21 protein-coding genes are annotated in these 19,907 nt (G+C 71.9%); 10 read left to right on the top strand and 11 right to left on the bottom strand.

Annotated features, from left to right (window positions below):
- The first annotated feature begins 54 nt into the window (after positions 1-54).
- A complete protein-coding gene (locus ACFY6U_RS09170) occupies positions 55-681 on the top strand; it encodes a sigma factor-like helix-turn-helix DNA-binding protein (protein ID WP_390036178.1) in 627 nt (208 codons plus the stop codon).
- Here ACFY6U_RS09170 and ACFY6U_RS09175 read toward each other — a convergent pair.
- A complete protein-coding gene (locus ACFY6U_RS09175) occupies positions 678-878 on the bottom strand; it encodes a ferredoxin (RefSeq protein WP_390036180.1) in 201 nt (66 codons plus the stop codon). The genes ACFY6U_RS09170 and ACFY6U_RS09175 overlap by 4 nt on opposite strands.
- A 12-nt stretch (positions 879-890) precedes the next feature.
- A complete protein-coding gene (locus tag ACFY6U_RS09180; RefSeq protein ID WP_390036182.1) occupies positions 891-2,132 on the bottom strand; it encodes a cytochrome P450 in 1,242 nt (413 codons plus the stop codon).
- 293 nt (positions 2,133-2,425) lie between these two features.
- Between ACFY6U_RS09180 and ACFY6U_RS09185 the strand changes: the two genes are divergently transcribed.
- Positions 2,426-3,049 (top strand): LysE family transporter, encoded by a 624-nt coding sequence (locus ACFY6U_RS09185; RefSeq protein WP_390036184.1) that lies wholly within the window; start codon positions 2,426-2,428, stop codon positions 3,047-3,049.
- 132 nt (positions 3,050-3,181) lie between these two features.
- Positions 3,182-3,622, top strand: a complete 441-nt coding sequence (locus tag ACFY6U_RS09190; protein ID WP_390036186.1) for a nitroreductase family deazaflavin-dependent oxidoreductase — start codon at positions 3,182-3,184, stop codon at positions 3,620-3,622.
- Between the two features lie 164 nt (positions 3,623-3,786).
- Here the strand turns inward: ACFY6U_RS09190 and ACFY6U_RS09195 are convergent, their stop codons facing one another.
- On the bottom strand, positions 3,787-4,704 hold the full coding sequence (locus tag ACFY6U_RS09195) for a cation diffusion facilitator family transporter (RefSeq protein ID WP_390036188.1): 918 nt from the start codon (positions 4,702-4,704) through the stop codon (positions 3,787-3,789).
- Between the two features lie 302 nt (positions 4,705-5,006).
- Between ACFY6U_RS09195 and ACFY6U_RS09200 the strand changes: the two genes are divergently transcribed.
- Both ACFY6U_RS09200 and ACFY6U_RS09205 read left to right on the top strand, forming a co-directional pair.
- Positions 5,007-6,023, top strand: a complete 1,017-nt coding sequence (locus tag ACFY6U_RS09200) for a glutathione S-transferase family protein (protein WP_390036190.1) — start codon at positions 5,007-5,009, stop codon at positions 6,021-6,023.
- A gap of 16 nt (positions 6,024-6,039) precedes the next feature.
- Positions 6,040-6,345, top strand: coding sequence for a DUF4235 domain-containing protein (locus tag ACFY6U_RS09205; RefSeq protein ID WP_351486562.1), 306 nt, complete (start codon positions 6,040-6,042; stop codon positions 6,343-6,345).
- 5 nt (positions 6,346-6,350) lie between these two features.
- Here ACFY6U_RS09205 and ACFY6U_RS09210 read toward each other — a convergent pair whose 3' ends face one another.
- The gene (locus ACFY6U_RS09210) at positions 6,351-6,743 is read right to left on the bottom strand and encodes a VOC family protein (RefSeq protein ID WP_390036192.1); all 393 of its coding nucleotides are present in this window, start codon (positions 6,741-6,743) and stop codon (positions 6,351-6,353) included.
- Positions 6,744-6,796: 53 nt separating this feature from the next.
- Positions 6,797-7,525 carry a TetR/AcrR family transcriptional regulator gene (locus tag ACFY6U_RS09215; protein WP_390036194.1) on the bottom strand — a complete coding sequence of 243 codons (729 nt, stop codon included), beginning with the start codon at positions 7,523-7,525 and terminating at the stop codon, positions 6,797-6,799.
- A 128-nt stretch (positions 7,526-7,653) separates the two neighbouring features.
- On the opposite strand from ACFY6U_RS09215, the gene ACFY6U_RS09220 reads away from it, so the two are divergent.
- From ACFY6U_RS09220 to ACFY6U_RS09230, 3 genes are all read left to right on the top strand, one after another.
- Positions 7,654-9,147 (top strand): APC family permease, encoded by a 1,494-nt coding sequence (locus ACFY6U_RS09220; protein ID WP_390036196.1) that lies wholly within the window; start codon positions 7,654-7,656, stop codon positions 9,145-9,147.
- 12 nt (positions 9,148-9,159) lie between these two features.
- Positions 9,160-10,800: an amidohydrolase gene (locus tag ACFY6U_RS09225; protein WP_390036198.1), complete on the top strand. Its 1,641-nt coding sequence runs from the start codon at positions 9,160-9,162 to the stop codon at positions 10,798-10,800.
- A 615-nt stretch (positions 10,801-11,415) separates the two neighbouring features.
- A complete protein-coding gene (locus ACFY6U_RS09230) occupies positions 11,416-13,146 on the top strand; it encodes a hypothetical protein (RefSeq protein ID WP_390036200.1) in 1,731 nt (576 codons plus the stop codon).
- A gap of 57 nt (positions 13,147-13,203) precedes the next feature.
- Here the strand turns inward: ACFY6U_RS09230 and ACFY6U_RS09235 are convergent, their stop codons facing one another.
- The 5 genes from ACFY6U_RS09235 to ACFY6U_RS09255 are packed head-to-tail and all read right to left on the bottom strand — an operon-like array spanning position 13,204 to position 17,641.
- A complete protein-coding gene (locus ACFY6U_RS09235; RefSeq protein ID WP_390036202.1) occupies positions 13,204-14,454 on the bottom strand; it encodes a cytochrome P450 in 1,251 nt (416 codons plus the stop codon).
- Positions 14,451-15,056, bottom strand: coding sequence for an ATP/GTP-binding protein (locus ACFY6U_RS09240; RefSeq protein ID WP_351486576.1), 606 nt, complete (start codon positions 15,054-15,056; stop codon positions 14,451-14,453). The genes ACFY6U_RS09235 and ACFY6U_RS09240 overlap by 4 nt, the downstream gene beginning before the upstream one ends.
- On the bottom strand, positions 15,037-15,408 hold the full coding sequence (locus ACFY6U_RS09245) for a DUF742 domain-containing protein (protein WP_089103419.1): 372 nt from the start codon (positions 15,406-15,408) through the stop codon (positions 15,037-15,039). The genes ACFY6U_RS09240 and ACFY6U_RS09245 overlap by 20 nt, the downstream gene beginning before the upstream one ends.
- Positions 15,405-15,815, bottom strand: a complete 411-nt coding sequence (locus ACFY6U_RS09250; RefSeq protein ID WP_046733906.1) for a roadblock/LC7 domain-containing protein — start codon at positions 15,813-15,815, stop codon at positions 15,405-15,407. The genes ACFY6U_RS09245 and ACFY6U_RS09250 overlap by 4 nt, the downstream gene beginning before the upstream one ends.
- Before the next feature lie 5 nt (positions 15,816-15,820).
- A complete protein-coding gene (locus ACFY6U_RS09255; protein WP_390036205.1) occupies positions 15,821-17,641 on the bottom strand; it encodes a sensor histidine kinase in 1,821 nt (606 codons plus the stop codon).
- A gap of 348 nt (positions 17,642-17,989) precedes the next feature.
- Between ACFY6U_RS09255 and ACFY6U_RS09260 the strand changes: the two genes are divergently transcribed.
- Both ACFY6U_RS09260 and ACFY6U_RS09265 read left to right on the top strand, forming a co-directional pair.
- A complete protein-coding gene (locus tag ACFY6U_RS09260; protein WP_390036207.1) occupies positions 17,990-18,352 on the top strand; it encodes a DUF1304 domain-containing protein in 363 nt (120 codons plus the stop codon).
- Positions 18,349-18,915 (top strand): TetR family transcriptional regulator, encoded by a 567-nt coding sequence (locus tag ACFY6U_RS09265; protein WP_351486579.1) that lies wholly within the window; start codon positions 18,349-18,351, stop codon positions 18,913-18,915. Before ACFY6U_RS09260 ends, ACFY6U_RS09265 begins: the two co-directional genes overlap by 4 nt.
- Before the next feature lie 4 nt (positions 18,916-18,919).
- Here the strand turns inward: ACFY6U_RS09265 and ACFY6U_RS09270 are convergent, their stop codons facing one another.
- On the bottom strand, positions 18,920-19,768 hold the full coding sequence (locus ACFY6U_RS09270) for a hypothetical protein (protein ID WP_390036209.1): 849 nt from the start codon (positions 19,766-19,768) through the stop codon (positions 18,920-18,922).
- Between the last annotated feature and the right edge of the window lie 139 nt (positions 19,769-19,907).

A 19,907-nucleotide genomic window follows, 5' to 3' on the forward strand; every position in this document is an offset into this window, starting at 1 on the left:
CCGTACGGCGAGGACCTCCCGGAGCAGGCGGCCGGTGACGGGCCGGAGGAGGCCGTGCTGGCCGAGTCGGTGGGGCTCGCCCTGCTGGTGGTGCTGGAGACTCCCCCGGTTCTCGGCTTCGCTCGAACCGGGGGACCCCCATGCCCGGCCGAGCGGGTGGCGTTCGTGCTGCACGATTTGTTCGGAGCGCCGTTCGAGCGGATCGCGGCGATCACCGACCGCTCGCTGCCGGCCGCGAAGAAGCTCGCCAGCCGGGCCCGGCGCAAGGTCCGGGGCACGCCCGCGCTGCCGGCCGCCGAGCAGGACCGGCACCGGGGGGTCGTGGAGGCGTTCCTGGCCGCCGCCCGGGGCGGTGACCTGGGCGCACCGCTCGGCCTGCTCGCCCCTGACGTGGTCCGGCACGCCGACCCCGCGACCCTGCCGCCGGGCATGGCGACGGAGCTGCGGGGCGCACGGGCGGTCGCGGAGGGCACGGTGCTGCTGCGCGAACGCGCCCGGTTCGCCGTACCGGCCCTGGTGGACGGCCGGGTCGGCCTCGTCGTCGTCCCGCGCGGACGGCTGCGGTACGTCCTGCGGGTCACCGTCGAGGGCGACCGGGCGGCGGCGTACGAGGTGGTCGCCGACCCGGTGCGGCTGCGCGGGCTGGAGGCGGCGGTGCTCGACGCGCCGGCGGCTGCCTAACCCGTCGGTTCCCCGACCGTGATGGCGTGCACCGGGCAGGCTCGGGCCGCCTCCTTGACCAGCGGGTCGCCGCCGCCGTCCGCCTTGCCCGGGAGCAGGGCGCTGAAGCCGTCGTCGTCCTGGGTGAAGACGTCAGGGGCGGTCAGGGCGCACTGCCCCGCGCCGATGCAGACGTCCCTGTCGATCTCGATGTGCATGGCAGGAGCCTCTTACCAGGTCACGGGGAGTTCCAGCATCCCCTGGATCGTGTCGCCGGGTTTGAACGGAATCTCCTCCGGCGGTGCGGCGAGCCGCAGGTCCGGGAGCCGCTCCCACAGGGTGCGCAGGGCGATCTCCAGCTCGGTGCGGGCCAGGTTCTGGCCCAGGCACTGGTGGATGCCGAAGCCGAAGGCCACGTGGTGGCGGGCCGGGCGGTGCCAGTCGAGGGTGTCGGGGTCGTCGTACACGGACTCGTCGCGGTTGATGACCGAGGTCGCGAAGAGGACCCCGTCGCCCTTGCGGATGGTGGTGCCGTCCAGCTCGATGTCCTCCAGGGCGACGCGCAGCAGCCCGTCGGCGATGGACAGCATCCGCATCAGTTCCTCGACGGCGGCCGGCACCAGCGCGGGGTCTGCGCGCAGCTCGGCGAGCCGCTCGGGCTGCTGGAGCAGGGTGAAGGTGCCGAGCGAGATCATGTTGGCGGTGGTCTCGTGCCCGGCGACCAGCAGGATGAGCGCGAGCGAGACGACCTCCTGGCGGTCCAGGGCGCCCTCGCGCAGCCGCTCGTGGACGAGGTCGTCGAGGACGCCTTCGCCGGGCACCTCGTCCCGGCTCTTGCGGTCGGCCAGGTCGCCCAGGTAGGCCTCCAGTTTTTCGCGCGCGTCCAGGGAGTCGGCGGGCGCCGGACCGCGCAGCAGCCGCCGGGACTGTGCCTCGAAGAACTCGTGGTCGGCGTAGGGCACACCGAGCAGGTCGCAGATGACCATGGACGGCACGGGCAGCGCGAAGGAGCTCACCAGGTCGGCGGGCGGTCCCGCGGCGATCATCCGGTCGAGCAGCTCGTCGACGATCCGCTGGATGGCGGGCCGCATCCCGGTCGCGCGTTTGAGGGTGAAGTCCGGGATCAGCATGCGGCGCTGGGTCTGGTGCTCGGGATCGTCGAGTCCGAGCAGGGCGACCTGGCGGCGCTCCCGGGCCACCGCGAACCGGGCGTTCGGCATCGGGAAGTCCTCGCGCCGGCGGTCGCTGGAGAGCCGGGGGTCGGAGAGCAGCGCCCGGGCCGCGCCGTGGCCGGTGACCGCCCAGGCGGTGCGGCCGTCGTAGAGACGGATACGGGACAGCGGGGTTCCGTCCCGCAGCGGGTCGTAGCCGGTGGGCGGGTGGTAGGGGCACGTGCGGTCCTGCGGCCAGGCCACGGGTTCGGCCCGGCCGGTGGGAGGGATGGGTTCCGTCAGGTCCGTAAGTTCGTTCATGGAAGACCTCGCAGACGAGTGTCGTACGTCGTGCCGATCTTCATTAGATGCTCGGGGCACCTATGGGGCGACCGGAAGTTCAGCCAGATCGATGCACCCGGTGATCTGGCCGAACCACGTTCGGTCGGGGGACGGTTCCGCGCCGAAATTCGCTTGCCGGTGCGGCGACGTGGGCCCCAGGATCTGCGCATGAACTCTCCTGACGCCATCGTGCCGCTGACCACCGCGACCGTCCGTCGGGTGCGGGTCCAGCAGCAGCCGGGGCGTCCCTGGAGGCCCGAGCCCGCACGCGCGTGACGGCCGCGCTCGTCGCCGGCCTGCTCGCCGGGTACGGGATCGCCGTCCCGGTCGGCGCGGTCGGCACGTATCTAGTGTCCCTCACGGCTCGCACGTCACTGCGGACCGGCGCCTGCGCCGCGCTGGGCGTGGCGAGCGCCGACGGCCTGTACGCCCTGCTCGCCGCGATCGGCGGCTCCGCGCTGGCGGCGGCGCTGCTGCCGGTGCTGGCGCCGCTGCGGTGGGCCTCGGCCCTGGTGCTGGTGGCGCTCGCCGTGCGCGGTGCGGCGGTCGCGCTGCGCCAGTACCGGGAGCGGCGGCTCGCGACCCGGGCGGAGCGGCCGGTACCCGGCCCCGGCCGGGCGTATCTCGGCCTCCTCGGGATCACGCTGCTCAACCCCACGACGGTGATCTACTTCGCCGCCCTGGTGGTCGGCACGCGTTCCGCCGAGGCGGTACGACCGCTGGAGCAGGGTGTCTTCGTCCTCGCGGCCTTCGCCGCGTCCGCGAGCTGGCAGCTCCTGCTGGCGGGCGGCGGGGCGCTCCTCGGCCGCGGCCTGACCGGCCACCGGGGCCGCCTGGTCACGGCGCTGCTGTCGAGCTGCGTGATGCTGGGGCTGGCGGCCCGGATGGTGCTGTGACCGGGCCGGCGTCCGGTGCGTCCGGGACGCGGGCGGGATCCCGGGACGGGACCGGTGTCGTACGGATGATCCGGGGCACTTCGCGTGTTGAATCGTGACGTCAGTCTTGGAATCGACGAGGGGACGGACCTCATGCCTCTTGAGGGCGAGTACGAGCCCAGCCCGACCGCCTGGGTGCGCGAGCAGGTCGAGTTGTACGAGAGCTCGGGCGGGAAGGAGGGCACGACCCTGATGGACACGGGGATGCCCGTCATCCTGCTCACCACCCTGGGTGCGAAGAGCGGGAAGATCCGCAAGACGCCGCTGATGCGGGTGGAGCACGACGGCGCGTACGCCGTGGTCGCCTCGCAGGGCGGGGCGCCCAAGCATCCGGTCTGGTACTTCAACATCAAGTCACACCCGGTCGTCGAGCTCCAGGACGGGCCGGTCAAGCAGGACATGACCGCTCGTGAGGTCACCGGCGCAGAGAAGGCCGCGTGGTGGGAGCGGGCCGTCGCGGCGTACCCGCCGTACGCCGACTACCAGGAGAAGACGAGCCGGGAGATCCCGGTGTTCGTGCTGGAACCGAAGTAGTCGAAACCGGAGTAGTCGGAACCGGAGTGGCCGGACCCGAAGCAGCAGGAACCGGATCAGGGGAATTGACGGTTCCGGGAATTCATTCCGGCCGGGGACCGTCGGAATTTAGAAAAATCTGTTTCCGGGAGGCATGAACCGGCTTCGGGCCGGGCAGCCGAACATCAGGCCCCGCCGCGTTCCCCCGTCGCGGCGGGGCTTTCACGTGCCTCCTGCGCGGAGCGGTCGGTGACGTCCAGGAAGACCTGGTCGGTCTGGTGGAACGTCTCGGTGAGCGCCCCCTTGATGCGCACCAGGACCTCCTCCACCTCCTCGCTGTCGAGGCCGGGCACCAGGTCGACCCTGGCCGCGACCAGGGTCGATTCGAGGCCCATCTGCATCGTGAAGAGCGCCTCCACACTGTCGATCTCGGACTCCGCCTCCAGTTGCTCGCGGATCCTGCCGCTGAGCTCCGGATCCGCGGCCTCCCCGATCAGCTGGTCACGGGCGTCGGCGCCCAGCCGGTAGGCGACGAACACCAGCAGGGCGCCGATCGCCAGCGAGGCCGACGCCTCCCAGGCGACCTGGCCGGTCACCATGTGCAGGACCATGCCGACGATCGCGAGGCAGACGCCGAGCACCGCGGTGCCGTCCTCGGCGATCACCGTACGCAGCGCCGGGTCGCGCAGCCCCCGGTCCTCCCCGCGGGCCTGGTGCAGCGCCCGGATCAGGGACGCGCCCTCGGCGAGCAGGGCGATGCCCAGCACGACCAGTCCGGCCACGTAGCCGCTGAGCTGCTCGTCCGCGCCGTCGCGCAGTGCCTCGATCCCCTGGAAGAAGGAGAAGCAGCCGCCCATGACGAAGATCCCGACGGCCGCGAGCAGCGCCCAGAAGAAGCGCTCCTTGCCGTAGCCGAAGGGGTGCCGGGCGTCGGGCGGGCGGCGGCTGCGGCGGAGGGCGGCCAGCAGGAAGACCTCGTTCAGGCTGTCGGCGACGGAGTGCGCGGCCTCCGACAGCAACGCCGGCGAGCCGGCCACGACTCCGCCGACGGCCTTGGCGACCGCGATCACGAGATTGGCGGCGAGCGCCACGAACACGGTCACGCGGGTCCGGCGGTCGGCCTTCGGCTGCCCCGAACCCTCCTGCCCCGAACCTTCCTGCTCCGAGCGCTCTTCCTCTGGCTGTTTCTGCTCCGACCGTTTCCGTTTCAGATACTTCTGTTTCCGGTCCGACTGCTTCTGTTTGGGATGCTTCTGCCTCGGCTGCTTCTGGGTAGGTGTCCTGCTCACGCCCGCCGACTGCCCCGACGCGCACTGATCACTCCGTGCGAGAGGCGGAAATAGGGGAACGCATTCCCTCAGGGCTCCCGATCGACCGTAGGGCGGCCCCCGGGCAAGGAGGACGCATGAGCGGCGGCGACGGCAACAGCGCGCTGGGACACAAGGCATTCAACCGGTCCCCCAGCCACTTCACGGACCGGATCACCGCGGACGGGCGGGACGGCTGGCCGGTGGCGGCCGGACGCTACCGGCTGGTGGTCAGCCGGGCCTGCCCGTGGGCGAGCCGGGCGGTGGTCTCGCGACGGCTGCTCGGTCTGGAGGACGCCCTGTCGCTCGCCGTCACCGACCCGATCCAGGACGACCGCAGCTGGCGTTTCACCCTCGACCCCGGCGGCCACGACCCGGTGCTCGGCATCCGGTACCTCAGCGAGGCGTACGACCGCCGGGAGACCGGCTACCCGGGCGGGGTGAGCGTGCCCGCCGTCGTGGACGTGCCGAGCGGGAAGCTGGTCACCAACGACTACCAGCGGCTGACCCTGGACCTGGCCACCGAATGGACGGCACTGCACCGGGACGGGGCGCCGGACCTGTACCCGGAACGGCACCGGGACGAGATCGACGCGGTGATGGCGGGGGTGTACGAGGACGTCAACAACGGGGTCTACCGGGCGGGTTTCGCGCACGAGCAGAAGAAGTACGAGGAGGCGTGCGCCGGAGTGTTCCGGCGGCTGGAACTGCTCGGCGAGCGGCTGGCCGGGCAGCGCTACCTGGTCGGGGACACGATCACGGAGGCCGACATCCGGCTGTTCACCACGCTGGTGCGGTTCGACGCCGTCTACCACGGCCACTTCAAGTGCAACCGCTTCAAGCTCGCTGAGCACCCGGTGCTGTGGGCGTACGCCAGGGACCTCTACCAGACGCCGGGATTCGGTGACACCGTCGACTTCGACCACATCAAGCGGCACTACTACCAGGTCCACTCCGGGATCAACCCGACCCGTATCGTGCCCCTCGGCCCGGATCTCGCCGGGTGGCTGACGCCCCATCACCGGGAGGAGCTCGGCGGCCGGCCCTTCGGGGACGGGACGCCGCCCGGCCCGGTGCGGGCGGCCGAGGAGGTCGCGGTCACGGGGCGGCCCTGAGAAGGCGGAGGCAGGCATGGCCAAGAGCAGGAAGAAGCTGAAGCTCCCCCTCGTCTACGCGCCCGTCGGTTTCGTGCTGAGCTGGGCCGGCGGGGCACTGGGCGCACTGGCCTTCCGCCGCACCTGGAAGGCGCTGCGGGGCGAGGAGGACGCGCCGGACGCCCTGGACCGGGACCGCGGCTGGGGCGAGGTGCTGCTGGCCGCGGCGGTCCAGGGCGCGGTCTTCGCGGTGGTGCGCAGCGCCGTGGACCGGACCGGCGCGACGGCGATAGAGCGCTCCACCGGGGTGTGGCCGACGGCCGGCAAGGGCGGCCGGGACTGAGTGTCTCAGCCCTGCTTGGGTGCCGAGGGCGGCACCAGGCGCAGGGTGAAGGAGTGTCCGGCCGGGTCGGCGTACCCACGTTCCTCGTAGGGCCCGGCCGGGTCCTTCGTCTCGATCGGCCGTCCGCCGAGGCCGACCAACCGGCGCTCGGCCTCGTCGAGGTCCTCGACCAGGAAGTCGAGATGGGCCTGGAGCGAGTTCTCGGGCCGCGGCCAGCTCGGCGGGGTGGCGTTGACGTCGCGCCGGAAGGCGATCCGAAAGCCGCCGGTGGCCCGGATCTCGACCAGGTTGGCCGAGGCCTCGCCCTCCTCGCCTTCCAGGAACTCCCGGTAGAACTGGGCCAGTTTCTCGGGTTCTGCGCAGTCGAGCACCACGACGGCCGCGGTCACCAGTGCCATGCTTCCTCCCTCGGCAGGTTCTCCCGGCACACGTCTGTCCCCGATCAGCGGATTCAGTCGCCCACCAGCCGCTTCCCGGCACCCAGTCGGGCCAGCCGCGCCTCGGCCGCGGTCAGCAGCAGGTCGAGGGCGGCCGGATAGGAACTGCCGCGCATCGAGGCCACGAGGTGGCCGGCGGTGGCCGCGATGTTCGGGTGGCTGGTGGCGGGCAGCCGGGCGTAGGTCGCCCGCCACACGTCCGCCTCGGCCTCCCGGGCAGGCCTCGGCAGTGCGGTGTTGGCGGAGTCGAGGGCGCCGTACGCGAGGGCCTGGTCGACGAAGGCGTGGTAGACGCGGACCGCCTCGGCATCCGGGAAACCGGCGTCGCGGAGTATCCCGAGGATGGTCTCGACGGCCTGGATCTCGTACGTCCGCCCCGTCACCCGGTGGGCGCTGAGCACCGCCGCCCGGGGATGGGCGAGGGCGCCGGCGTGCATCCGCAGGCCGAGGTCGCGCAGGTCGGCGCGCCAGTCGCCGGTGGGCCGCCAGACGCGCAGGGTACGGCCGATCAGCTCGTCGGCGATGGCGAGCATCAGGTCGTCGGTGTGCCGGAAGTAGCGGTAGAGGGAGGTGGGGTCGGCGCCCAGGGCGCGGCCGAGGCGGCGCACAGAGAGGGCGTCGGCGCCGTGCTCCTCGATCAGCCGCAGCGCGGTCTCCACGATCAGGGCCTCGGAGAGGACCACGCCCTGTTTGGTGGGGCGCCGTCGCTGCCGGGCGGCGGCCGGGACGACACGTTCGCTCAACGGACCTCCTCATGACGTGTGGGCACCTTATGACAACACCGTTGACCTGTGAAGGGCGCCGGCAGTTTCATGTCCCGTCACCGGGGCCGACCCGTCCGGCCCCCAGGTGCGAGCGGAGTGTGCCGGCCATGACCGACCAGCCCTACACAGCAGACCCCCCCGAGTTGCGCAGATCCCTCGGCGTCCTCGACGGCATCGCGGTCGCCGCGTCCAGTACGGCGGCCACCACCAGCATCGGCATCGGCCTGGGGGTGACGGCCGGGGTGGTCGGGCTCCATCTGCCGGCCATCATGCTGCTGGCGTTCCTGCCGGTCCTCGGCATCGCGGGCGCCTACTCCCGGCTGAACCGGGTGGAGCCGAACGCGGGCAACGGCTACGTGTGGGTGGGACGTTCACTCAATCCGTGGCTCGGCTTCCTGGTCGGCTGGGTGAACATCGTGGCGACGGTGGCCTTCCTCGCCTACACCACGGCGGTCACGGGATCCGCGCTGCTGCAACTGGCGGGAGAGGCCGGGGTGCACCGGATCGGCTCGCTCGCCCTCGACCCCGGTTCGACGGCGCAGACCACGGCCCTCGGGATCGTGGTCCTGGTCGCCGTCACCCTCACCGCCGTCACCGGCATCCGCACCGCCGCCCGGCTGCAGACCGGGCTGCTGGTCTTCGAGTACGTGGTCCTGCTCGGGTTCTGCGGCTACGGCATCGTCACCGGGCCGCACCCCTTCAGCCTGAGCTGGTTCGACCCGTTCGCGATCCCGTCGGCCACCGCGCTCGCCCAGGGCCTGCTTCTCTCGGTGTTCTGCTACTGGGGTTTCGAGGCCGCGTTCAGCGTCAACGAGGAGGTCCGCGACCCCCGGGACGCCTCCCGGGCCGGGCTGATCACCCTGGTGACCATGCTGGGACTGTTCCTGCTCGGCTCGGTGGCCTTCCAGCGGGTGCTGTCGGAGCAGGAGCTGGCCGGGCACGGGGCCGAGGGTCTGGCGTTCTTCGGCGACCGACTGGCCGCGCAGCCGTGGGCCGCGCTGCCTCTGGTGGCGCTGATGTTCTCGGCGGTGGCCTCACTGCAGGCCGGGGTGATCCCGACGGCGCGGGGCATGTTCGCGATGAGCCGGGACCGTACTCTCGGGCCGGTGTGGTCCAGGGTCAGTGCCCGGTACGGGACCCCGGCGGCCGGCACGCTGCTGATCGGCGCGCTGGCCGCGGCGGCCGCCGGGCTCGCCCTGGTGATCCCGCGGCTCGCCGACATGATCATGGCGACGGTGAACGCCGTCGGCATCGTGGTCGCCCTGTCGTACGCGCTCACCGCGCTCGCCGCCGCCGCGCGCTTCCGCTCCCTGCTGCGCGAGGACTGGCGGCAGGGGGTGGCGGCCGTGGTGCTCCCGGCGCTGAGCGCCCTCGCCCTGCTGGGTCTCGGCGGCTACCTCGGCTGGTCCTTCTACACCTCCGCCGACCACTTCGAGGTCAGCGCGGACAACGGGTGGTTCCTGCTGGCCACCCCGCTGGCGATGATCGTCTCCGGGTTCGTCGCGGCCGGCTGGGCGAAGTACGTGCGCCGCTCGCCGTACTTCCGCACCGGCCGGGGCACCGACGCCGACGCACCCCAGCTGCTCACGACCCCCAACTGAGGAACAGGAAACATGCACGCAGATCTGCTCTTCACCGGTGGCCGCGTCCTCACCGACGAGGGCCCCACGGCCACGGCCACTGCCGTCGCCGTCACCGGTGAGCGCATCACCGCCGTCGGCTCCGCCGGGGAGCTGCGGGAGCTCGCCGGGCCGCGCACCGAGGTGGTCGACCTCGCCGGGCGGCTGCTGCTGCCCGGTTTCCAGGACGCGCACGTCCATCCGGTCCCGGCGGGCCTCGAACTGACCCAGTGCGACCTGACCGGGCTGCGGACCGCCGGGGAGACCGTGGCCGCCGTGCGCGCCTACGCCGACGCGCATCCGGAGCGGGCCTGGATCCTGGGCGGCGGCTGGTCCATGGAGGCGTTCGAGGGCGGCACACCGACGAAGGAGCTGCTGGACGCCGTCGTACCGGACCGGCCGGTGTACCTGCCCAACCGGGACCATCACGGGGCGTGGGTCAACAGCCGGGCCCTGGAGCTGGCCGGAATCGGCCGCGACACGCCCGACCCGGCCGACGGGCGGATCGAGCGGGACGCCTCCGGCGTGCCGAGCGGGACGCTCCAGGAGGGCGCGATGCAGCTGGTCGGCCGGCTCGCCCCGCCGGCCGGCCCGGCGGACCGGCTGGCGGCGCTGCTGCACGCGCAGCGCCATCTGCACGCGCTGGGCGTCACGGCCTGGCAGGACGCACTGGTCGGGGAGTTCCTCGGCATGGACAACCCCGCCGAGGCGTACCTCACGGCGGCGCGGGACGGCTCGCTGACCGCGCGGGTGGTCGGGGCGCTGTGGTGGGACCGGGAGCGCGGGGCCGAACAGATCCCCGAACTCGTCGAGAAGCGGGCCGCGTTGAGCCATGGCAGGTTCCGGGCCGGCACGGTGAAGCTGATGCTGGACGGGGTCGCGGAGAACGGCACGGCGGCGCTGCTCGACCCCTACCTGGACAAGTGCGGCTGCGCGACGCGCAACCGGGGCAAGAGTTTCATCGATCCTGGGCAACTCCCGACGTACGTGACCGAGCTGGACGCCCTCGGCTTCCAGTGCCACTTCCACGCGCTCGGCGACCGGGCGGTACGGGACGCCCTGGACGCCGTCGAGGCGGCGCGGGCCGCCAACGGGATGAGCGACACGCGGCCCCACCTGGCACATCTTCAGGTCGTGCACCCCACCGACGTACCACGGTTCGCCCGGCTGGGCGCCACCGCGAACATCCAGGCGCTGTGGGCCGCGCACGAGCCGCAGATGGACGAGCTGACCATCCCCTTCCTGGGCTCGGAACGGGCCGGACGGCAGTACCCGTTCGGGTCGCTGCTGCGCTCCGGGGCGCGGCTCGCCGGCGGCAGCGACTGGCCGGTGAGCAGTCCCGACCCGCTCCGGGGCATCCATGTGGCGGTGAACCGGGTCGAACCGGGCGGCGACGCGCCGGTGTTCCTGCCGGAGGAACGACTGGGACTCGCGGCCGCGATCAGGGCGTACACAGCCGGTTCGGCGTACGTGAACCACCTCGACGACACCGGGCGGGTGGCGGTCGGCGCGCTCGCGGATCTGGTGGTCCTGGACCGCGACCCGTTCGCCGGCCCCCCGGAGCGCATCGCGGACACACGCGTCGCGCACACATACGTGGGGGGCGCGCGAGTGTACTCAGCTCAGGAGGCGTGAGCAGTAACACACATCACGGCCAGGTCACGCGTAGATCATTTACGCTCTGGGCAGCCTCGTAGCGCTTCACGGCTCAACTTTCGAGCCACGAAGGCCAGTTCGAGTGCACGGGTGGCCGACAGGCCACCCGTTCGCAGGGACGGGGGCTCTGCGCACTGTCGCCCGAAAGGAAACACATGCCTCAGGACGTCACCTCCGACCTGCCCTTCGAGTTCCCCGTCAGTGAGCATCCGGAGTCCGCGCGCCCGTCATCCGCGCCGGATCCGGGACATGGACCTGGTGCGCAGCCTCATCGGCACAGCTGAGGCGGCGCCCCAGGTCCTCGTCCTGTAGCAGGAGCGCTTCGGCGAGGGCGGGCCGTCCACGGATCGCCGGCGGTGTCGAGGATGCATCAGCCGTGGACCAGCGCCCCCTGGGCGACCCGCGCCCCTTTCCCGGCCGTCGACGCAGCAGTGGTACCCCTCGCGGTCGTTCGCGGCATGAGCCGAATCCGGTCGCACGCGTCCGGCTGCCCTGCGAGGCCGCCGCGGATGGGGCCGCCTTGCCCGGACACGACCGCCGGCGACCGCAGCCGACCGATTCCGTTGTCATGACCACAACTTGAAGGAGACCGGTGTGAATTCCCTAGGCGCAGGTGCTGTTCCGGAGGCGTCCGCCGACAGCCTGCTCCCGGCGCAGCCAAGCGCCCAGTTCCGGCCCGCGGAGGCGGGGAACACCCTGGCCGGCCTCCTCGTGAAACGCATACACGGGAGCACGGATCAGTACCGGACCTTCCAGAACGCCGCTCAGCAGCGACTGGACGCGCTCGGATCCCGCCGCTCCGGCACCACGCTGCATCTGGCGGGAGCCCTCCACCAGGCGCCGCGCGAGTTCCTCCCGCCCGACGAGGAGGGCTACGCCAGGTTGAGGCACCTCGACACCAGGCTGCGCATGATCGAGGCGGCCTTCCCCGAGGTCAGCACCGATGTCGAGGTCTGCCGGCTGACCTGCACGATGCTGGAAGGGGCCTGGCGGAGCCGGGCACTCACCCCGCCGCGCGCGGAGGAGCAGGCGACCGACTGCGCCTGCCCGCTCTGCCGTCACCTGCCCACGCCCCCCGCCCGCACACTGGACGACTACCGCTGGCGGCAGAGCGCGGGCCGCCCCCTCACCGTCAAGACCTGGCCGTACCGCCGGGAACTCGACAGCGTCCTGACCGGTGGATGGTCCTGGACCCGCCAGATGAACGACCTCGAACGAGACCTCGGCCACCGCCACCGCTTCGAGGACGACATCCTGGTCTTCCACGAGTACAAGCGCGTGATCGACACCATCGACACCACGCGCCTCACCCAGCACGTCCAAGGCCGCCTGGCCGAGAGTTTCAGCACCAACAGCGCACGGGCCCTGGTCTCCGGACTCTTCGCGGCGCACAAGCGATCCGTCGACGAGTACTGGCTCCAGCAGCACGAGGCGGGCAGCGTCACGCTCCCCCAGGCCAACCCGCTCGGCCACAGCTCCTACTCGGCCCTGCAGATGCTGGACTGCCTGTTCTGGCACGTCGCACCCGACACGGAACTCTGGCAGGAGGAGAACCTCGCCTCCCTGCTGCTGTGCCGCGTCATCGACGACATGGCCGACGTCCGGGCCGACGCCCTCACCGGCGAGATCAGCAACTTCTGGCTCGCCGAGATGCCCACCCACACCAAGGCCTTCTACGCTGCCTGCGCGATAGCCCTCGTCAAGTACGGCTGCACGCCCGAGGCGCATCGCCCGATGTGGAACACCTGGCTGCTGACCACCACCATCGTCTGGATGGGGCTCACGGGACGGCACGCCCTGTGGTTCGACGGCATCACCGAGGGTCTCCCCCCGGCCGAGGGGTGCCCGCTGTGCGACCTGCAGCCCAACGCGTGCACCGGCATCCTCACCCACGGCACGACCCTCACCATCGCGCCACGGCCCACCGCACCGGCACTGAGCCCCAGGACCGCCGAGCTGTCCGCACGCTGCCGGTCCGAGCACCCCGGGGCATGGCCCCTCTTCGACGCCGAGCTCCATGCCTTCGAGGCTGTGCACGGCCCCTGGTACGGCGACACCGACAGCACCTGGGAGATCCTGCGCCGCACCTACATCGCCGCCGTGGAGGCGTCCAGTGCTGCGCCGTCCCCGGACCTCGCTCGTCAGGTCCAGCAGGACGCCGGTGTGGTGGGATCCGAAAGGTTTCACGCCCTGCACGACCCGCTGACCGGGCGGGAGGACACCACACTGCTCGCCTACATGTTCGGTTGCGCGCACCCGCATTTCCTCTGGAACGCCACGGGCTACTGGCCCACGGGCGTCGCGGGCGACTGGCTCGACGGCTGACACCCCAACGCGCGTTGCCCGGTCGGGTGACCCGACCGGGCAACGGTGTGTCCGGGCCTACGCTGCGAACTCGACCGGCAGGCTGTCCAGCACGGACATCCATGTGGACGCGGTCGAGGTGAGCTCCTCCGCCGGCACGGCCAGGCGCAGGCCCGGCAGCCGGTGCAGCAGGACGTCCACCGCGATCTGGATGATGGACATCCCGATGCTCTGCCCGGGGCACTCGTGCGGGCCGGCGCTGAAGGCCAGGTGCGATTCGTTGCCCTGCACCGAGATGTCCGGGTCGGGCCGGACCTCGGGGTCGAGGTTGCCCGGTGCGAGACCGAGGACGAGCAGGTCGCCCTCCTCGATGCGGTGCCCGCCCAGCTCCACGTCGCTGACGGCGAAGCGCCCCGGCAGGACGGACAGCGGAGGAGAGTTCCACATGACCTCCTCCACCAGCGCGGTGATGGTCACCTGACCGCTGGTCAGGCCGGCGAGCCGCGAGGCGTCCGTGAGGACGAGCTGCAGCACCCGGGCCAGCAGATTGCTGGTGGTGCTGTGCCCGGCCACCAGCACCAGGCGCAGATGGCTCACGACCTCGTCGTGGTCGAGGGCCGCGTGATGCTCCAGCAGACCGGTGGTGAAGTCGGAGCCGGGCTCGGCCCGCTTGCGGTCGACGAGTCCGCCGAGGATCTCCTTGATGATGCCGTCGTGCAGGATCGCGTCCTCGCCGCCCTGGAACAGCCGGGCGCTGGACTCGACGAGCCGGCGCCCCTCCGCCTCGGTGAGGCCCAGGATGCGGGTGAGGATCAGCATCGGCAGGTAGCCGGCGTAGTCCGCGACCAGGTCGGCGCGACCGTCGGCCGCGAACGCGTCGATCTGCTTGTTGGCGAAGTAGGTGGCATGGCGCCGGATACCGCGGCCCACGGCGGCCTGGAGGCCGTCGTTGACGGCACCGCGCAGCCGGCGGTGCGCCTCGCCGTCCTGCGACACGCAGTCGGGGCGCCAGGCGACCATCGGGACCAGCGGATGGTTCTCCGCGACCCGGCCCTCCCGCCAGTCCCGCCAGATCCGCGCGTCCCGGGCGAACTGGCGGGGATTGTCGAGCACCCGCCGGCCGTCCCGGTAGCCCAGCACCAGCCAGGCGTGGATGTCGCCCTCCAGCAGCACCGGCGCGACGGAGCCGTGCTCCTTGCGCAGCCGCTCGTAGATGCCGAACGGGTCGGTCGCCGCCTCGGACCCGTACAGCCGGGTCAGTTCGGCCGAACCGTGTGCGACCGGGCAGCCGCGCGGGACGTCGGGGCTGTCGGCGTTCTGCTCGTTCATCGGGGCTCCAGTGCGACGGCGGAGCGTTCCTTCAAATGACGTATCAGGGCGATCAGTACGTCACGGCTGGAGGCCCGGTCACGGGCGTCACAGGCCACGATCGGGGTGTGCGGGGAGATGTCGAGGGCGTCCCGGATCTCCTCGATGGGGTGTTCCTTGCAGTCCGGGAAGACGTTCAGGGCGATGACGAACGGCACGTTCTGCCGCTCCATCTCCTCGATCGCCCGGAAGCTGGAGGCCAGCCGACGCGTGTCCACCAGGACGATCGCACCGAGCGCACCCTTGAACAGGCCGTTCCACAGGAACCAGAACCGTTCCTGTCCGGGGGTGCCGAACAGGTACAGCATCAGGTTCTCGTTGATGCTGATCTTGCCGAAGTCGAGGCTGACCGTGGTCTCGGCCTTGTCGGCGACGCCGATGAGGTTGTCGACGCCGACGGTGGCCTGGGTGAGTGTCTCCTCGGTGGTGAGCGGCTTGATGTCGCTGACGGAGCGGACCATGGTGGTCTTCCCGGTGCCGAACCCCCCGGCGATCATCACCTTGACCGAGCGGGTCCCCCCGGCACCGGGGTCGCCGGGATGGTCAAAGCCTTTCAAGTCCACTGAGTACCTCCTGGAGGAGCGCGAGGTCAGGCCCGCGTCCGGCGTGGTGCGCCGGAATGGGATCACGGGCTTCAATACGGCCTGCGTCCAGCAGATCCGCCAACAGCACCGCGAGAATGTTGAAGGGCAATCCGAGATGGGCGGTGAGTTCGGCCACCGACAGCGGATCACGGCAGCGCCGGACTATCTCCTCGTACTCGTGCTGCATCCCCGGGACGGGGGCGGTGCGGGAGACGACGAGGGTGGCCACGTCGAGGCTCGACGCCGACCCGCCCGGTCCGCTGCGTCCCCCGGTGAGGACGTAATAACGTTCGAGACCGGACGGATCCGACGGTCGGCGGGGAGCACTCATCCAGAGTGCTCCTCCAGGCGCGGAGAGGTGCCGAGCAGCTCGCCCATCCGCCGGGAAAGATCCCTCATCTGATGGCCGAGCAGCCCCTGGTCGAGTCCTTCGCGGGCGAGGACCCCGAGATACGTCTCCACACCGGCCCGTACGACGAAGAGGTGACCGCCGTCGACCTCGATCATCGCCAGTCGCAGCTGCCCCGCGTACTTGGGGAACTGCTCGGCGACCGGCTGGGCCAGGGCCTGGAGCCCTGCCACCACGGCCGCGAAGCGGTCCACGTCGTCGGGGTCCTCGGCACCAAAGGAGGTGATGGCCTTGCCGTCGCTGGAGGCCACGAGGGCGAAACGGATCTCCGGGATGCTCTCCACCAGATCACGGAGCGCCCAGCTCACGTCGGTTCCCTGTTGCGTCATGTGGACTAGTCGCTCTCTTCAGTGCGGTGCTCGGCGGACTCGCGTCCGGCGGCGGCGTCATCGGCGCCGGCCGGGCTCGCGGGTGCCGGGTCGTCTTCGTCTCCGGTCAACTCGGCCTCGCTGTCCGGGGCTTCGTCCGCCGCGGGCGCGCGGCCCGCGGTGGCGAAGGCGGCCAGGCCCGCGAAGGACTCCTCGGGCGGCACCGCGGGGAACGCGGTGCCCTCCGTGCGCGGGGCGCGCTCCTCGGGCTGCTCCTCGTCGCGGCGCCGGCTGCGCCGTCGGGGCAGTCCGCCCGGGGTGGTGTCCAGGGCCTCGCCGGACTCCGGCTGAGTGACGGTTTCGACGGCGACCGGGCCGTGCGCCTGCACCGGGGACGCGGCGGCGGGGGCGGCCGTCGCGGGGGCCGGGGCGGCGGGGGCCGCGGGCAGCGGGCTGAAGAACTTGTGCGGGACCACGACGACCACCGAGGTGCCGAGCCAGGGCGAGTCCGCGAAGGTGACCCGGATGCCGTAGCGGCGGGCGAGGATGCCGACCACCCGCAGGCCGATGTTGGCGTCCTCGGAGATGCCCCCGATACCGGGTCCGGCGTCGGTGCCCGCCAGGGAGTGCTCGGCCTCGCGCTTCTTCTCCTCGCTCAGGCCCTTGCCGGAGTCCTGGATCTCGATGCCGACGCCGTTCGGCACCTCCTTGCCGGAGACGACGACCGGCTCGGTGGGCGGCGAGTAGCGGGCCGCGTTGTCGAGCAGGTGGGAGAAGATCAGGGTGAGGTGGTCCACCAGACCGCCGTCGACGCCGAGTTCGGGCAGATGCCGGACCTCGACGCGGTGGAAGTCCTTGATCCGGCCGATGCCGCCTCGCACCACGCTGAGCAGGCGCTGGGGCTCCTGCCACTGGCGGCCGGGGCGGTCCGAGCCGCCCAGCACGCCGATACTGGCGGCGAGCGAGTCGGCGGGGCCGAGTTCCTGGTCGAGCTCCATCAGACCGCGGGCCACGGCGGGCAGCCGGCCGTGCTCGCCCTGCATCTCGTGCAGCCGACCGCGCAGCTTGCTGGTCAGGACATGGATGCGGTTGCCGATGCTGATCACGGCCTGCTCGGCGGAGGTGGAGCGGTTGAACTCCTCCTCCACACCGATCAGCGAGGTCCGCAGGATGCGACGCAGATCGGCCTGGACGTCCTTGTCGACCTTGGCGCACTGCTCGGTGACGGGCAGCAGGTCGTCGATGGCCTCGCCGTCACGCAGCCGCTTCAGCGCCTCGGGCAGCTGCTCGCCGGCGAGCCGGGAGATCGCGGCCCGCTGGTGCGTGACCTGGTCCTGCCAGACCTCGGCCTGGTCGGCGAGCTGTGCGTCGGAGGACTTCAGCTGGTCGGCGAGCCGCTCCTCGTACGCCCGGGCCTGCTCGGCCAGTTGGGCGTCGTAGTGGGCGGTCCGGTCGGCAAGCCGGGCCTCGAAGGCGGCCGTCTGCTCCGCCGCCTGGGCGTCGAACGCGGCCGCCTGCTCGTCGAGCCGGCCCTCCAGGGTGGCGCGCTCGGCGGAGAACTTGCGCTCCAGACCCGAGACATGCTGCTGCCACTGCTGGGAGTGCTCGGCCTGCGAGCTGCGGAACGACCCTTCGGCGTTGCGCAGTTGGCGCTGCGTGCGGATCAGCAGGCGCACGCACACCGAGCTCGCGGCGGTGGCCGCGGCGCCGGCGACGGCCGCCGTTATTCGCTCCGAGCTCATGAACGTGGCGGCGACCGTCCCTCCCCCTAAGGCCAGCGGCATCAGCCACCAGCTGTACCAGGCGACAGGGGCCCGCGCCGCCGGCGGCGGAGAGGCGAGTTCCATCTGCATCCCTCGAAGCAACACGATCGAACAACAGCGAACAGGGGCAGTGTGCGAAGACCGCACTCACGAGTACGCACGGCGGGACGGACCCACCCTGGGGTACGTCAACTCGCCGTGACGGAAGGGAGCTTATCGGGTTTGAACCCCAAAGGATCAACCTCGGCGAGCAGAGGAAGTGAGGGTTCCGTCACGCTCCGCCAGTTGGCGGCAAATCAACACATACCCATTCCAGTCCACGACTTCAGGACATGCGCCCCCATACCCCGAGCCTTGAGGCCCCTTGGCCTCCTGGACACCTGTCCAGCTATAGTGGACACCTGTTCAAGAGATGGGGAGGGTCCGTCGATCATGGAAATCCTGGCGAACGTGCTGGTCGGCCTGGTCGCCGCGCTGCACGCGTACATCCTGGTGCTGGAGATGTTCCTGTGGCAGAAGAGCCCCGGGATGCGCTTCCACGGCTTCGATGCGGACCTGGCCCGGCGGACCGCGCCGCTCGCCGCCAACCAGGGCCTCTACAACGGGTTCCTGGCGGCCGGCCTGGTGTGGGGACTGGTGGCCGCCGACCCGACCGGCTTCCGGGCCCAGGTGTTCTTCCTGTCGTGCGTGGTGGTGGCGGGGGTGTACGGCGCGGTCACCGCCAACCGGCGGATCCTGTTCGCGCAGGCGCTGCCCGGCGCGCTCGCCCTGGCCGCCGTCCTCGCCGCCGGATGACCGGCCGACCGGCCGTGGCGGACCCGCGGGCCGCCCGCACCCGGGCTCGGCTGCGGGCGGCCCTCCTGGAGGAGTGCGCCGAACGACCGCTCGCCGAGGCCGCCGTGGCCGCGGTGGCGCGCCGGGCCGGGGTGGGCCGGGCCACGTTCTACGTCCACTACGACGGCCTGGAGGCACTGGCGGTCGACGCCTGTGCGGACGTCGTACGGGAAGCCGTCGACGCGCTGCACGCCTGGCGCGGCCGGCCGGACCCGGTGCACGCACCGCCGGCGCTGCGGGAGTTCTTCGCCGGGCTGGTCCCGCACGCCGCGCTGTACCGGGAGCTGCTCGCGCCCGGCGGTGGGGGTCCGCTGGGCCGGGTCCTGCACCGCGACCTGCGGGCGCGCAGCCTGGCCGAGCGGGAGCTGGTGGGCGCGGCGGACGCCCCGCTGGTGGCGTCGGCGGTGGCCGCCACCTTCGCCGGGGTGCTGGCCGACTGGCTGCACGGCCTGCTGGACGCGGGCGCCGACGACGTGGCGGACCAGGTCTGGCAGTTGCTGGTCGCCCTGCACATGAGCCGCTGAGCGGTCAGTCGCAGGCGAAACCGCGCCGCTCCTTCGGCCAGGCCTCCACGCCGTGCGGGGTGCGGACGTACGCCGTGCCGCCGTCGTCCGTCAGCCAGAGCCGCCAGGCACGGAAGCGGTATCCGGTGTCGTGCGCGTCGGCGGGCATCGTGGTGGCACCGTCGTAACGCCCGGCGAGTACGGAGTCGTGGGCGAACACGCCGTGGGGATCGCGGACGTAGGTCCTGCCGCCGACCGTCAGGAAGTGCGCGGACTGCCAGCCGCAGTGCCCGTCGCCGGCGGAGCTGGTGATCTTCGAGACCGGTACCCGGCGGCCGTGGGCGTCGGTCCAGATCTCGGGCCATTCCGGGCCCGACGTCACGCTCGCCGGGAGTTCCGAGGGATCGCAGGAGGCGTTGGTCTCCGGCCCCCAACCGGGCCTGCCCTGCTGGTCCCTGGCGACCACGACGGCCACCTTCGTGCGCCCGCCGACGTCGTAGGAGTACAGCACCCGGTCCGCGTCCCGCCGCTCCACGCGGTAGCCGTCGCGCGGCACCTCCGGGTCGAACATGTCGAAGAAGAGCCGAAGACCGTCCTCGGGCGAGTCGCCGCCGTCACTGTCGCTCCAGCCGTCGGGCCCGGTGCCCCAGTAGATCTCCCCGTCGCACTCCAGCGCGCGGCCGGCCGCGCCGGAGGCGGTGCGCATGGCCTGTGCGGTGGTCGCGTCGACCTCCTTCGTGGGGATGTCCAGCGGCCCGCGGTACGGCGTCGCCGGCGGCGTCCCCTCGACCACGACGTCCGGCCCGCTCGCGCCGTCGCAGCCCATCGCCGCGGCCGCCACCAGTACCGTCGCCGCCGCCAGACCTCTGCGCATGCCCACCCCTGCCGCTCGCCACCGTTGCCGTCCTTCGACGCCGGGGCGGGCCGGAACGTTCACACTCGCCGGGCGCGTGCGGGGCTGGCACGATTCCATCGAAGGTTGGCCATCGTGCCATTTCCTTGCCGGGCGCGTC

The sequence above is a fragment of the Streptomyces sp. NPDC013157 genome (assembly GCF_042899865.1).
GTDB lineage: Bacteria > Actinomycetota > Actinomycetes > Streptomycetales > Streptomycetaceae > Streptomyces.